Genomic DNA, 14112 nt, shown 5'->3' on the forward strand with positions numbered 1-14112 from the left:
ACGCGTGCACCTGCCGGCCGGGCCGCCGGGCGCACGATCGTCGAGGAGGGTCGCGATCGCGACCGCGCGGGCAGCTCCCGCGCCCCCGAACACGAGAGTCCCGTCATGTCCACCGTCTCGAACATCCGATCCTCCTCTCCAGCCCCGGAACGACGCCGCGTGCGGTTCGTCCGCCCCGTGATCGCGATCGCACGCGCTGCCCACCGTCGCCCGCGCGTGGCAGCGTGGGCCGTCGGCACCGGGCTGGCCGTCGCCGCGCTGACCGGCTGCACCGCCGCCGCGGAGCCGACCGGGGCGCCCTCGGACGCGCCCGTCGAGGCCATCGAACCCGCGGCGGGCGAGGACATCCTCGACGGCGTGCCCGAGGCGTGCCGCGACGCGTTCCCGCTCGCCATGCCCGGCGTCGACGCCGCCGACCTGGAGCTCATGCCCGCCGATTGGCCGGCGCCCCCGTCCGGCGCCGTGCTGTGCACCACGATGGACAGCGTCGGCGGCGGCAGCGAATCGGCGGGGTACGCGATCGATCTGCCGGTCGAGGACGTGTTCGCGCACTACGAGGCGTCCCTCTCGGGCTACGAGCTGTTCCGCAGCGACGGTGCGGAGAACGGGACCGGGTACGCGACCCTGGACGGCGTGGGGGCAGACGTCGGCTTCCAGGTGCGCGAGACGGACGGCGGCTTCACGCTGGTGTTCGTCACGGGGTGACCCGCCCCCGGGCGAGGGGCCCGTCACCTCCCCTCACCGGATGCCGTCCCGTCGGCGTCCGACGGCGCCGATCCGCCTCCCCGGTGGATCGGCGCCGTTCTTCTGCCCTCGGCCGGGCGCCCCCTCTCCACGTCCCCAGCCCCGCCGCATCCCCTCGGATCGTGCCCAGGTCCCCGACCCACCGCATCCCACCCGCCGCGCGTGCAACCCGCCGCATCCCACCCGCCCACGTGTGCCGCGCGCGTGCGTGCACAACTGCGGAGATCGCACACGACACGCCGCGCACACGGACTCCGGATGCGGCGTGTCGCCCGCCCACTCCGCAGTTGTGCCCGCGTCAGAACCGCCCGGTGCCCACGAGGACCGGCCGCCGCCCCGAGAGGGGACGACGGCCGGTGGGCGGGTCGGGCGGTCAGGTCCGGCGGCGCGAGAGCAGCAGCCCGGTGCCGAGGATCACGGCGAACACCGCGACCCAGGGCGCCCACGGATCCAGCGCCGCACCGGTGGCCGCCACATCCCCGGTCTGCGACCCACCGGCGGTGACCGGCGCGGGCGAGGGGCCGGGTCCGGGCCACGGCGCGGGCCCGGGGTCCGATCCCGGCTGCGGGTCGGGCCCTGGCCCGGGGTCTGGCCCGGGTCCCGGCCCGGGGTCGGGCCCGGCGGCGACGAAGGTGAAGGCGTCGGCGGCGACCGCACGCCGTCCGTCGACCGTCTCCACCGTGACCTCGACCGTGCCCGCCGGGTGCGGCGGCGTCGTGACCGTGCACCGGTCGGTGCCGTCGGCCGCGGTGACGCAGGACACGTCGGTGCCCGCCGCATCCCCGAACCGGATGACGGGGTCCCCCGGCGCATCGCCGAGCACGTCACCGATGCGGAGGTACGTGCCCGTGACCGTGACGGTCGTGCCGCCCGCGACCGGGCCGGTGCCCGGTTCGACGCCGGTGATGTCGGGTTCCGGGGTCTGGACGATGACACTGAACCGTGCGGAGCCGCATCCGCCCCCGTCGTCGCAGACCGTCACCGTCACCGGATGCACGCCCGGCGCCCGGTACGTCTGCTCGAGGGTGAACGCGTGCCCGTCGAGCGCCAGCGCCCGCGTGCCGGCAGCGTCCTCCACGTGCGCCTCCCAGGTGTTCGCACCGGGGTCGGTGAACGAGCCGGTGACGCGCAGGGTGCCTCCGACCTCGAGGGTCACGTCGTCGATCGGTGCGACGGTCGGTGCGACGTTCACCACCGTGACGGCGACGGATGCGGTGGCCTCGAGGCCCCGGGCGTCGGTCACCCGCACCGCGAGACGCCGTTCCCCGAACGCGGCGAACGGGACGTCCACCTCGGCACCGGTGCCGTCGTCGTACTCGCCGTCGCCGTCGAGGTCCCACGCGAACGCGAGTTCACCGGACCCACCGGAACCCGATGCCCGGTAGGTCGCCGTGGTCCCCTCGCTCAGCTCGGTGGGCCCGGTGAGGTCGACGGCGGGCTCGGGCTCCGGCGACGGCAGCACCGTCCCCATGCCGCGTCCGGTGAGGACCGCCCGCCCGGAGGGGGCCGTCGCCCCCGCGACGTCGATGAAGAAGTGCTGCGGCCCCTCGCGCTCGGCGGGTTCGACGAGCACCTCGACGACCACGGCCGGCTCTGCGGCGGAGAGTTCCACGGTCCCGGCGCCGACGACGTGCGAGGGGGTCGGGTCGCCCTCCTGCCAGGGCGCGGTCACGACCCACGGCACGGTGACGGTCTCGCCGGGCAGCAGCTGCGGGGTGGCGATCGTGATCGGCATCACCAGCGGGTCGTCCACCGGGGCGGCCACGGTCCGGTCACCGGCCTCGACGAGGATCGGCTCGTCGTCGACGATCGCGACCTGGGCCGCGGTGTCCGCGCCGAGCTGTGCGCCGTGTGCCTCGACGAGCTCGACCGAGAAGGTCTCCTCCGGCTCGAGCACCGTGTCGCCGTTCACCCCGACCGGGATCGTGACCGACGTCTGCCCGGGCGGCAGGGTCACGGTGCCGTCCCCGGCGATGTAGTCGCCGTTCGCATGCGCGGTGCCGTCGACCGTGCGCCAGCCGAGCTCGACGGCATCCGTGCTCGGCCGGTCGAGCGAGACGGTCAGCACGACGTCGCGGCTCCCACCGTCCCCCTCGGTCGCGCTCCCGCCGCCGATCGATGCGACGGGTTCCGGATCGTCGTCGGTGACGGACACGCTCCCCGCGGCGCGGCCGATCGCCGCCCACCCCGGCACCTCGGTGAGCTGCACCTGGAAGGACCGCTCAAGCCGGGGCTGGTGCACGTCGTCGTCCGTCGTGGGCACCTCGATCGTCGCGGTGGTCGATCCCGCGGGGATGACGACCTGCCCCTGGACGGGCTCGTAGTCGCGTCCGCCGACCGCGCTGCCGTCGACGCTCGAGAATCCGACGACGAGGTCGATGCGGGCGGGATGGTTCAGCGTCACGGCCACCTGGGCGGTGCCGCCCTCGGCCACCACGGCGTCGGCGACGGACGCCTCGATCCCGACGCCGCGTTCCTCCGCGAGCCGCTGCAGCGGATCACCCACGAGCGCCAGCACGAGGCTCTTGGCCAGGTCCGAGCTGATGGCGGAGGTGATCGCGCTCACCGGCCGGTCGTCGGGCATGGGGATGACGGTGGGCTCGGCGATCGTGTCCGGGCCGTCGGGGAGCCCGACCTGCCCGTTCAGGTTGCGTCCCCAGCCGAGGACGCTGCCGTCCTCGCGGATCGCGAAGCTCAGCGGCGTCGTGTGCACGACCGAGACGACGCGCGGCCCCTCGGGCAGGTGGATCTGCTGCGGCAGGCGCCGCTGCGTGCCCGACGCGGACTGCCCCTCGGTGCAGCCGAGCGAGCACATGTCGTCCTGTCCCCACCCCCAGACGGTGCCGTCGGTCTTGAGCACGAGCACGCCCTGCGCCCCGGCCGACACCTGCGCGACCTCGCCCGGCCCCATCCCCTCGACCTGCCCGATCGTGGTGCCGGTGGTGCCTGGCGGCGGGATGCGGCCGATCGTCGCGGAGACGCCGCACGAGCGCAGTTCGCCGTCGCGGGTGAGGAACAGCGACGTCCCGGAGTGGCCCACGACCGCGATCTGTCGGATGTCGTCGCCGGCCGCGGTGACCTCGCGTGTGGTCAGCGAGCGGTTCGCGGTCCCCGCGGGCCGGCACGGGTCCGGGGAACCGCCGCTGAACCCGAAGACCCGGCCATCCTCGAGCAGCACGAGGTTGCCGTTGACACCGAGCGCGACCTGGGCGGCGCCGGTGAGCGGCGCCGTGCCCTCGGGGTTCAGCACGAGCGTGGGATGCGGCCGGGAACCGTTCGGGTTCCCGTCACCCGCGGCGCCGCCGGGTGCACCCCAGACGGCGACCTGCCCGCCGTCGAGGACGGCGGCACCCTTCGTGCTGTCGCCGGTGGCGACCGCGAGCGCCCGGGCGCGCAGCTGCGAGCCCTCGGCGCCGCCGACCCCGAGCACCGGACCCGGGACGGCACGCGGCGTGCCGCCCGGGCCGGTGTGACCGGCACCGAGGTACGCGGCCGCGCCCCACGACCAGACGCTCCCGTCGGCGGCGAGCCCGTAGCTCGCGCCACCGACGGTGCGCACGTCGCGGAACGGCGGCAGGGCGGTCAGGGTGGGCGGGATCTCGGAGACGAGGCCGGGGCCCGCCGCGGTGCTCACCGCGGTCCCCCAGGCGATGGTCGGGTGGATGCGGCTCATCACCGCGTACGTGACGACACCGGTCTCGCCGAGGGCCACGTCGACGACGGCGCCGGGCGCGGCGGTCGGGGTCGGTACGTCCACCCCCGCGCCCCAGGTGAGCAGCGTCCCGTCCGCGCGGGTCACCGCCGCCCGATCGTTCGCCGCGTCCACCCCGGTCACGGCGGCGCCGTCGGGGAGCGCGACCCGCACCGGGCCCGGCGCGCCGGCGGTGTCGCCGTCGCCGAGGCGTCCCGCGTCGTCGGATCCCCACGCCCAGAGCGCGCCGGCCGCATCCAGCAGCAGCGAGAACCCGTCTCCGGCGGCGAGCCGGGCCGGGCCGGCCGCGTCCTCGGGGAGGTCGATCCGCACCGGGTCGTCGATGCGGGCGGCCCCGGGGGCGACCTGCCCGTCCGTGTTCGCACCGCAGCCGTAGACGCGACCGTCGTCGAGCGCGATGAGGAGGTGTCCGGCGCCGGCGGCGATCGAGACCGCCGTTCCGGGCAGCGCCACCGGCTGGGCCACCGTCCCGGGGTCGGTGCCGCACGCGCCGGCCGTGACGTGGACGACACCGTCGCGCACGACGGCGGCGAACGTCCCGGCGGACGCGACCGCGGTCGCCCCCTGGAGCGCACCGTCCGGACCGCGGACGAGGGCCGGCACCGGTTCGGAGCCCCGCGTGCTGCCGGTGCCGAGCGCGCCGTCCCGGTTGGGCCCCCACGCGGCGGCGGTCCCGTCGGCGAGGAGCGCGATGCCGATCCCGTCGGTGTCCGCGTCGAGGACGGCGGGACCGTCGACACCGAGCTGGCCGTCCCCCGAGAGCCCGACCACCGGGCGGGGTGTGGCCGCGTTCGCAGTGGTCCCCGTGCCGAGCTGCCCCGCAGCGCCGTGCCCCCAGGCCCACAGCGCGCCGGTGTCGGAGAGCGCGAGTCCCATGCGCGCACCGGCCCGCACCATCCGGATGTCCGTGAGGCCGGTGACGTCGGACGGCGTCCGGGCGAGTTCCTCGTTGCCGGCGCGACGCCCCAGGGTGGCCGCGTCGGCCGCCGGCGGTTCGCCCCAGGACGCGACCGCCCCGGTCATGCCGTCGAACGGACGGTCCGAGGTCGCGTCGCTGCAGTCGTCGTCGATCCCGTTGCCGGGCATCTCGGTGCGGCCGGGGTGGACGAGCGGGTCGGTGTCGTCGCAGTCGGTGGCCCGCGACCACCGGTCGCCGTCCGCATCCGCCTCGACGACGGTCAGCGTCCAGTTCTCGACCGCGCGGGCACCGTTCGGCGCCGTGACGACGAGGTCGAGAAGCAGCACCCCGTGCTGCTCGGCGGTCGGGGTGAACGAGAACACGTCGTCCGTGCCCGCCGGCTCGCCGTCGAGGAGCCACTGCGGGCTGCCGCCGCTGAACGGCACGGTCAGACTGAAGGGGACGCCCACCTGCGCCTCGTGGAACGTCGAGATGTGGCGGTCGATGACGGGGCGGTCGCCGCGGTCGACCGTGATCGGCGCGTAGGCGACGGCCGTCCGACCGCCCTCGTCCGTCACCCGCACACCCACGACGCCCGGGGCGTCGACCGCCGGCATGTAGGTCGGGTTCGCACCGGTGAGGTCGCCGAACACGCCGTCGCCGTCGACGTCCCAGTCGTACACGGTGATGTCGCCGCCCGCGCCGGGGCGCGACCCGCCGGCATCGAGGGAGACCGGCTCGCCGGCGACACCCGTGTAGGGACCGCCCGCCACGGCCTCCGGCGCGATCCTGGGGATCGCCTGCGCCTCGAGGCGAGCGACGACGTCGGCCATCCGCTCCGCGTAGGCGCGCATCTCGTCGATCGTGGCGGTCTGCGCCGCGATGAGCGCATCCGTGGTCTCCTGCAGGTCGTCGACCGTGCGCGCGAGACCCGTGCCGATGACACTGGTGTCGGACATGACCCTCTGGAGTTCGACCATCTGCTCGGTGGTGAGGCCGAGTTCCAGGAGCGTGCGCCGCTGCTCGGGGGTCCACGACTCGGTGCGCAGGCGTCCCGCCTCCACGACCATCGCCTGCAGCGTCCGGTCGTAGCCGGTGAGGTCGCCGAAGCCGTCGCGCATCGCCTCGGCCGCGGCGCGCGACTGCTCCCCCGCACCGGCGAGGGCGGTCGCCAGCTGCTGCAGCTCACGCGCGTGGATGAGGGCCCACTCGGCGTCGGCGGCGTAGGTCGCGCCCTGGTACCGCTCGAGCGCATGCAGGAACGCCTCGGCGAGCGAGGCCTCGGTCGCCGCCGGTGCGACGAGCTGCTGCGCGGCGATGCGCATCGGGTCGGATGCGGTCACCGGTTCGGTCGTGATCGGGGGCAGCACGGTCGGCTGGGCGTAGTCGTGGTCCGGCGGGTCCTCCGCGATGGCGAGGTAGTTCGCCATCTGCGACGCGGCGAGGTTGACGGCGCTCTGCAGCGGGTCGGAGACGCCGCCGGACGGGAACCGGAGCCGCTTCGTCTCGGCCTTGTAGTCGTTGAGCAGGTCGAGGATCCACCCGGGCGACTGGATGACGGCCTCCGCGAGGGTCTTCGGATCCTTGACGTTGCTCACGGCCTGGATCACCCGCAGCAGTGCGTTCGTCATGAGCCAGGTCTTCGCCGACTCGGACGCGGCGCGCTTGATGTTGCCGATGTCGTCCCGGTACGGCGGCAGCACCGCCGGGAACCGGACCGTGACCGCCTCGGAGAAGACCGGGTCGACGGAGTGGAGTTCACCGTCCTGGCAGTGGTCGATCACGACGTCGTAGACGCCCTCGCCGAGCTTGCCCTGCGGGCCGGTCACCGCCAGCGGCTCCTCCAGGAACATCCCCGACGAGCCGAAGCCGATGACCGTGGCGGGTTTCGTGCCGTCGGCCTGCGCCAGTCTGGCGCCGGGAGTGGCGGACCCGGTCTCGACGAGGTAGATGTCGGCGACGGGGTGCATGAAGTCGTTCGTGCCGCCGAACCCGCACATCGAGATCGACTGGATCCATCCGTTCGCGCGGATGATGCCGTTCGGGCCGGCGACCGTCCGCGGATCGCCCTCGCCGAAGTACACGTTGTCGTACGTGCCGGCGGCGTGGGCGGGGGCGGGCATCGCGACCAGCGCGAGGGTCGCGGCCATGACGGCGGCCGTCAGCATCCCGAGGACGCGGACGAGGGGTCGGGTGAGGTGGGAGGTCATCGGCAGGATTCCGTGTCGGCACGGCAACGCCGTGCGGGCGCCCGGTGCACCCGCATCCACTGTTCGCGGCCCGCGTCCCACCCGGCCAGGGGCGGTCGTCCCCGATCCCCCGGGACGCCCCCGCGCGGCACGCGGCGCGCGGCGTGCGGCGTTTCGGCGTGCACCGTGCGGCGTGCCGCGTTTCGGCGTGCACAACTGCGGAGTTCGCACCCGACACGCCGCGCCGCCGGGCCGGAGCACCGGCGTGTCGGCCGTCATCTCCGCAGTTGTGCACGCGGACGCGCGAGCGCGCGAGCGCACCGCCGCCGGCCGGACGCGGCGACCACCGGTCCCGAACTCCTCAGTTCCAGCCCGCACCGTGCCCGCAGGCCCCCGCACACCCCAAATCTGAGGAGTTCGGGCAGCACGCACGTTCACAACTCAGGCAGAACGAGCCCCGGAACCGGTCCCACTCGCGCCGGAGGCCGGTTCTGCCTGAGTTGTGCGCAGGCGTCAGCGGGTGACGAGCTCGACGTGCTCGACGTCGACGGCGCCGTCGCCCACGGCGAACGGACCCACCCACGCGCCGACGAACCCGCGCGGGGGCAGCGGCGCGAGCCCGCCGACATCGGCCGTCGCGACCTCGACCCCGTCCACGAGCGCACGCACCGTGAGGTCGTGCACCTCGAGCCGCAGCTCATGCGGGCCCGGCCCGACCTGCACCTCGCCGAGCCGCTCGCTGCGCCCACCGGCCGTGCGGACGGCCGCGGCGGTGTTGGCGGCGTCGACCGCGAGCTCGAACTGCTGCGTCTCCGACACGCGCAGGAGCAGCCCGGCACGGTCGGGCGCCGCATCCGCCACCGGCTCGACGACGGCCGTGACCTCGGTGCGTTCCGACGGCAGCCGCCGCCCGAGGAAGCCCGGCGCGCCACCCACGAGAGTCGGCTCGTCGCCGCCGCGCACCCGCACGTGCCCGGGCCGCGCGGCCGGGTCGGCGACCGCCTGCGGCAGCCGCCCGACCGCGTTCCAGTCCGGCGCGAGACCGGGGGCGTCGAAGTCGTCGCGGATGCGGTCCGGCCAGGGCCGCTGATCGGGCACGCCGTCCACCTCGACCTCCGCCAGGATGCGGCCGGTCCCAGGCGCGAACAGGGGTCGTCCGTCCTCCCACGCCACCGGAGCGAGCCAGGTGCGCCGACCCAGGAGGCCGCGCCTGCCGTCGACCGGGAGCAGGGCGAGCCCCACCGCCCAGGTGCGCCCGTCGGGCGCGTCGACGAGGTCGGCGTGCCCGACCGCGGTGATCGGGACGCGGGCACCGAGGTCGCGGTGGGTGAGCCGCGGGTTGCCGCCGTCACCGACGTACGGACCGGTGATCTCGTCGGCGTACGCCACGCACACCGCGTGGTCGACGTCGGTGCCGCCCTCGGCGGCCAGCAGCATCCAGCCCCCGCCCGGTGCCGGCAGCACGTGCGGACCCTCGGCCCAGACCGCCCGGGTGCTGGAGCCCGTCCAGATCGGCGCCGGTTCGCCGAGCAGGGCCCCGGTGTCGAGGTCGAGCTCGGCGAGCCACACCTCGGTCTGCCCGCGCCAGGCGGACGGCTCGGTCTCGCGGGTGCCGCAGAGCCAGACCCGCTCGCCGTCGACCGTGATCGAGGGGTCGAAGCCGCCGACGCCGTCGATCCACACCGGGTCGGACCACGGGCCTGCCGGATCGGATGCCGTGACCACGAAGTGCCCGGTACGCCCGGTCCACGACCCGTCCTCGGGCCCGACGACCGTGCACACGACGACGAGCCGGTCGCCGGCGACACGGATCGTCGGGGCGTACAGGCCGCTGGAGGAGTCGAGGCCGGCGAGGTCGAGCTGCCCCTCGCGGTGGATCGCGTGTCCGACGGGTTCCCAGTCGACGAGGTTCGTCGAGGCGTGGATCGGCAGGCCCGGCAGGTACTCGAAGGTCGAGGTGACCAGCAGGTACCGGTGGCCGAACCGGCAGATGCTCGGGTCGGGGTGGCAGCCGGGCAGGACGGGATTGCGGTAACGGCCCATGACGCTCCTTCGGGTCGGCTCGGGCGGGTGGTGGGTGGCGGGAGTCGGGCCCGGGCCCCCGCCGGAGGAGGCGGCGGTCGTCGGCCGGCGGCCGTCCGGACGCCCCGCGGCTCAGCGCGTCCGGCGCGTGAGCGGATGCGGCGGGGGCGCCGTGGTGGCGCGCGGGACGAGTCGGGTAGGCAGCCGGATGTGCGTGGCCTCGGGCACCTCACCGCGCATGAGCCGCATGATGAGCGTCGCGGCGGCCGCCCCGAGCCGTTGCATGGGCTGCGCGACCGTGCTCAGCGCGGGGTCGGCGCGGGATGCGTCGGGCACGTCGTCGAACCCGACCACGGACAGGTCGGCGGGCACCTCGAGCCCGAGGTCGTGCGCGACCCCGACGATCGAGAGGGCCGAGAGGTCGTTCGCCGCGAAGATGGCGGTCGGCCGGTCGGGCAGGGTCAGCATCCGCCTCGCGGCTTCTCGGGCGACGTCCTCCTCGTACCGGCCGACACCGACGAGCGCGGGATCGAACGGGATGCCGGCGTCGGCGAGCGCGGCCCGGTACCCCGCGTCGCGGGCGGCGGCCGAGCGCAGGTCTGGGCGACCGGCGATGAAGCCGATCCGGCGGTGGCCGAGCTCGATGAGGTACCGCACCGCCTGTTGCGCGCCGCCGTAACTGTCGGATTCGACCGTGGGGAGCCCCCCGCCGCCGGTGTGCGGGTCGACCGCGACGAGCGGCACCTCGGCGCTGACGTTCACCACGGTGGGGGTCACCATGATGGCGCCGTCGATGAGGGTGCCCGAGAGCCGGCTCAGCGACCGCCGCTCCCACCCGGTGCCGTGCTGGTGCGCGCCGCTGTACGCCATGAGGTCGTAGCCGGTGTCGGCGAGGCCGCGCGCGACGCCCTTCAGCACCTCGGCGCTGAACGGCTCGAAGTCGGCCACCAGCACGCCGATCACGCCGGTGGTGCGGGACCGCATGCTGCTGGCCACGAGGCTCGATTCGTATCCCAGTTCCTCCACCGCCGCCATCACCCGGGCGCTGGTCTCGGACGAGACGCCGTAGCGGCCGTTGACCGCCTTGGAGACGGTCGCGACCGAGACGCCGGCTGCGGCGGCGACGTCGTGGATGGTGGGGCGGCGGGTCATGAGGCCAGAGCATAGCCCCATGGAAAATGATTTCGAAAACGTTTGACACACTTCCGGGGCGTTGCGACACTGACTGGCACCCGGACTCGCACCGGAGCAGCGCACGACACCGCGTCGTCGAGGCAGAGACGCCCGACCGTCGTGCTCCACCGCAGCATCCCGAGTGGATGCCCTCGATGAAGAGAACAGGTTGGACATCACATGAACAGCAGGACGATCCTGGCCGGCGCCGCCGTCCTCGCCGTCGGAGCCCTCGCGCTCAGCGGCTGTAGCGGCGGTTCGGGCGACAGCGGCGGCGACGGCAGCACGCTCACCTTCTGGCACAACTCCACGACCGGCGACGGCAAGGCCTACTGGGAGGAGACCGCGGCCGCCTTCGAGGAGGAGACCGGCATCAAGGTCGAGATCCAGGCCGTGCAGAACGAGGAGATGGACGGCAAGCTGCAGACCGCCCTCAACGCCGGCGACGCCCCCGACGTCTTCATGGCGCGCGGCGGCGGCAAGCTCGCCGACATCGTGAAGGCCGGACAGGTCATGGACCTCACCGACGGCATCACCTCCGCGTCGAAGGATGCGGTCGGGGCGGCGCTGTCGGCGTTCGAGGTCGAGGGCAAGAACTACGGCATGCCCGTGGCGATCCTCCCCTCCGGCATCTACTACTCCGAGGACCAGTTCACCCAGGCCGGTGTCACGGCCACCCCGACCACGATCGACGAGCTCGTCTCGGTCGACACCCAGCTCGCCGGCGCCGGGCTCACGCCGTTCGCCGTCGGTGCGAAGGACGCCTGGCCGGCCGCGCACTGGTACTACAACTTCGCGCTCCGCGCCTGCTCGCAGGACGTGCTGAACGAGGCCGCGGAGAGCCGGAGCTTCGACGACGAGTGCTGGCTCACCGCGGGCGAGAACCTGCAGGCGTTCCTCGAGACCGAGCCGTTCAACGACGGCTTCCTGACGACGCCCGCGCAGGGCAGCGCCGGTTCGTCGGCGGGCCTGCTCGCCAACCACCAGGTCGCGATGGAGCTCATGGGCGCGTGGAACCCCGGCGTGATCGCCGACCTCACGCCCGACAAGAAGCCGCTGCCCGACCTGAAGTGGTTCCCGTTCCCGGAGGTCCCGGGCGGCCAGGGCGAGCCCGGCGCCATGATGGGCGGCGTCGACGGCTACTCCTGCTGGGTGAACGCACCCAAGGAGTGCGTCGACTTCTTGAACTTCATCGTCGAGAAGCAGAACCAGGAGGCCTACGCCGAGGCGTTCAAGACCCTCCCGGCCTCCACCGAGGCGCAGTCGGTCGTCACCGACCCGGCGCTGCAGGACATCCTCGCCGCCTACAACGACGCCCCGTACGTGTCGGTGTGGCTGGACACCCTCTACGGCCAGAACATCGGCAACGCGCTGAACGTCGCGGTCGTGGACATGTTCGCCGGCAAGGGCACCCCGCAGGACATCGTCGACGCCGTGAACGCGGCCGCCGCGAAGTCCTGAGCGGAGGACGTCGATGGCTTCCGTACGCGAATTCACCGAGCCTGGCGTGGACGTGACCGGGAGCCCGGCCCCGGCCGGAGGCGGCACCACACCGCCCCCGGCCGGGCGCCCCGTCCAGAGCCGGCGCCGCCGGAACTGGGCCGCCAGGGCCGAGCTGCTCATCCTCCTCGGCCCCGCCCTGATCGTGTTCGTCGGGTTCGTGATCTTCCCGGTGATCATGGCCGCGTTCTACGGGTTCTTCAGCTGGTCCGGCTACGGCACGCCGACCGACTTCGTGGGACTGCGCAACTACATCACGATCCTCACCGACCCCGACTTCCACGAGGCGCTGGGCCACAACGCCTTCATCCTCGTGTTCTCCCTCGTGCTGCAGGGACCGCTCGCCCTCGGCCTGGCCCTCCTGCTGAACCGCAAGCTCCGGTTCCAATCCGTCATCCGGGTGCTCATCTTCGTGCCGTACGTCATCTCCGAGGTCGTCGTCGGCCTCGGATGGAGCCTCATGCTCCAGTCGAACGGCGCGCTGAACGGGATGCTGGAGAAACTCGGGCTCGGCATGTTCCGCGCCGACTGGCTGTCCGACCCGTCGGTGGCCATCTGGACCCTCATGGTGATCATCACCTGGAAGTACGTCGGCTTCGCCGTCATCCTCTTCCTCGCAGGTCTCCAGGGCATCCCGGAGGAGCTGTCGGAGGCGGCCGCGATCGACGGCGCGTCCTACTGGCAGATCCAGCGGCACATCGTGCTGCCGCTCATGGGACCGACCATCCGCATCTGGGCGTTCCTGTCGATCATCGGCTCGCTGCAGCTGTTCGACCTGGTGTGGATCATCTGGGGCCAGTACGTGGCCTCCACCGCCGGCACCTCGACCATGGCCACCTACATGGTCGCCAACGGCCGCAACGCCGGCAGCTTCGGCTACGGCAGCGCCGTCGCCGTCGTGATGTTCCTCATCTCCCTCATCATCGCGCTGCTCTATCAGCGCTACGTCCTGCGCCGCGACACCGCCGGCGCCGTCACCGGAGGTGTCAAGTGAGCGCGACCATGACGCTCGTCGCACCGGGCACCCGCACGCCGAAGCGCGCCGCGGCCGGCCGTCGCCGGGGCCCCGACCTCGCGGTCTACGCGGTCGCCGTCCTGCTGATCATCGCGATGCTCGCGCCGGTGGTCTACATCATCCTCGGCGGGTTCCGCACGAATTCGGAGATCACGGTCGACCCGTCGGGCTTCCCGGTCGCGTGGCAGTGGAGCAACTACGTCGACGTGCTGGTGAACCCCGCGTTCTGGCGGATGGCGGGCAACTCCGCCGTCGCGGGCCTGGCCACCACCGCGTTCGTCGTGGCCCTCGGCCTCATGGCGGCGTTCGCCCTCTCGCGCTACCACTTCCGCGGTCGCGGCGCCGTCTACGCCCTGTTCACCGCGGGACTGATGTTCCCGATGACCGTCGCGATCACGCCGCTGTACATCCTGGTGCGCGACCTCGGCCTCATGAACTCGCTCGCGGGCGTCATCGTGCCGCAGATCGCGTTCGCGCTCCCGATGACGATCATCATCCTGGTGCCGTTCCTCGGCGCCATCCCGAACGAGCTGCAGGAGGCCGCATCCATCGACGGATGCAGCCGGCTCGGCTTCTTCTGGCGCATGGTGCTCCCGCTGTCGCTGCCCGCCGTCATCACCGTCGGCATCCTGGCGTTCGTCAACAGCTGGAACTCCTACATGCTCCCCCTGTTCATCCTCAACAACGAGGCGTCGTTCACGCTGCCGCTCGGCACGCAGGCGTTCGCCTCCCAGTACTCCGTCGACACCGCCAAGGTGCTCGCGTTCACCTCGCTGTCCATGATCCCCGCGCTCGTGTTCTTCAGCCTGTTCGAACGACGCATCGTGGGCGGTCTGACCGGCGCCGTGAAGGGCTGACC

General features: G+C 73.4%; 7 protein-coding genes. 4 read left to right on the plus strand and 3 right to left on the minus strand.

The features are described from left to right. The first annotated feature begins 105 nt into the window (after positions 1 to 105). Positions 106 to 705 (plus strand): hypothetical protein, encoded by a 600-nt coding sequence (locus ACWAUO_RS02365; RefSeq protein ID WP_460772734.1) that lies wholly within the window; start codon positions 106 to 108, stop codon positions 703 to 705. Between the two features lie 412 nt (positions 706 to 1117). Here ACWAUO_RS02365 and ACWAUO_RS02370 read toward each other — a convergent pair whose 3' ends face one another. The 3 genes from ACWAUO_RS02370 to ACWAUO_RS02380 all read right to left on the minus strand — a co-directional run bounded on the left by ACWAUO_RS02370 (position 1118) and on the right by ACWAUO_RS02380 (position 10717). Next, entirely contained in the window at positions 1118 to 7564 is a 6447-nt protein-coding gene (locus ACWAUO_RS02370) for a Calx-beta domain-containing protein (protein WP_460772736.1), read from the minus strand. Between the two features lie 492 nt (positions 7565 to 8056). Further along, positions 8057 to 9586 (minus strand): glycoside hydrolase family 43 protein, encoded by a 1530-nt coding sequence (locus tag ACWAUO_RS02375; RefSeq protein WP_460772737.1) that lies wholly within the window; start codon positions 9584 to 9586, stop codon positions 8057 to 8059. A gap of 111 nt (positions 9587 to 9697) precedes the next feature. Continuing rightward, on the minus strand, positions 9698 to 10717 hold the full coding sequence (locus tag ACWAUO_RS02380) for a LacI family DNA-binding transcriptional regulator (protein ID WP_460772739.1): 1020 nt from the start codon (positions 10715 to 10717) through the stop codon (positions 9698 to 9700). A 201-nt stretch (positions 10718 to 10918) separates the two neighbouring features. Here ACWAUO_RS02380 and ACWAUO_RS02385 point away from each other — a divergent pair, with 201 nt between their 5' ends. The 3 genes from ACWAUO_RS02385 to ACWAUO_RS02395 are packed head-to-tail and all read left to right on the plus strand — an operon-like array spanning position 10919 to position 14110. Beyond that, positions 10919 to 12199: an extracellular solute-binding protein gene (locus ACWAUO_RS02385; protein WP_460772740.1), complete on the plus strand. Its 1281-nt coding sequence runs from the start codon at positions 10919 to 10921 to the stop codon at positions 12197 to 12199. Positions 12200 to 12212: 13 nt separating this feature from the next. Further along, positions 12213 to 13232, plus strand: coding sequence for a carbohydrate ABC transporter permease (locus ACWAUO_RS02390; RefSeq protein WP_460772742.1), 1020 nt, complete (start codon positions 12213 to 12215; stop codon positions 13230 to 13232). Further along, complete coding sequence (locus ACWAUO_RS02395) at positions 13229 to 14110, plus strand: carbohydrate ABC transporter permease (protein WP_460772744.1); 882 nt, start codon at positions 13229 to 13231, stop codon at positions 14108 to 14110. Before ACWAUO_RS02390 ends, ACWAUO_RS02395 begins: the two co-directional genes overlap by 4 nt. Positions 14111 to 14112 lie beyond the last annotated feature (2 nt).

This window comes from Microbacterium sp. GXF7504 (assembly GCF_054798235.1).

Excerpts from the sequence above, each read along its gene's own strand:
- ACWAUO_RS02365 (WP_460772734.1), top strand. The coding sequence starts at position 106 with ATGTCCACCGTCTCGAACATCCGATCCTCCTCTCCAGCCCCGGAACGA.
- ACWAUO_RS02370 (WP_460772736.1), bottom strand. The coding sequence starts at position 7,564 with ATGACCTCCCACCTCACCCGACCCCTCGTCCGCGTCCTCGGGATGCTG.
- ACWAUO_RS02375 (WP_460772737.1), bottom strand. The coding sequence starts at position 9,586 with ATGGGCCGTTACCGCAATCCCGTCCTGCCCGGCTGCCACCCCGACCCG.
- ACWAUO_RS02380 (WP_460772739.1), bottom strand. The coding sequence starts at position 10,717 with ATGACCCGCCGCCCCACCATCCACGACGTCGCCGCCGCAGCCGGCGTC.
- ACWAUO_RS02385 (WP_460772740.1), top strand. The coding sequence starts at position 10,919 with ATGAACAGCAGGACGATCCTGGCCGGCGCCGCCGTCCTCGCCGTCGGA.
- ACWAUO_RS02390 (WP_460772742.1), top strand. The coding sequence starts at position 12,213 with ATGGCTTCCGTACGCGAATTCACCGAGCCTGGCGTGGACGTGACCGGG.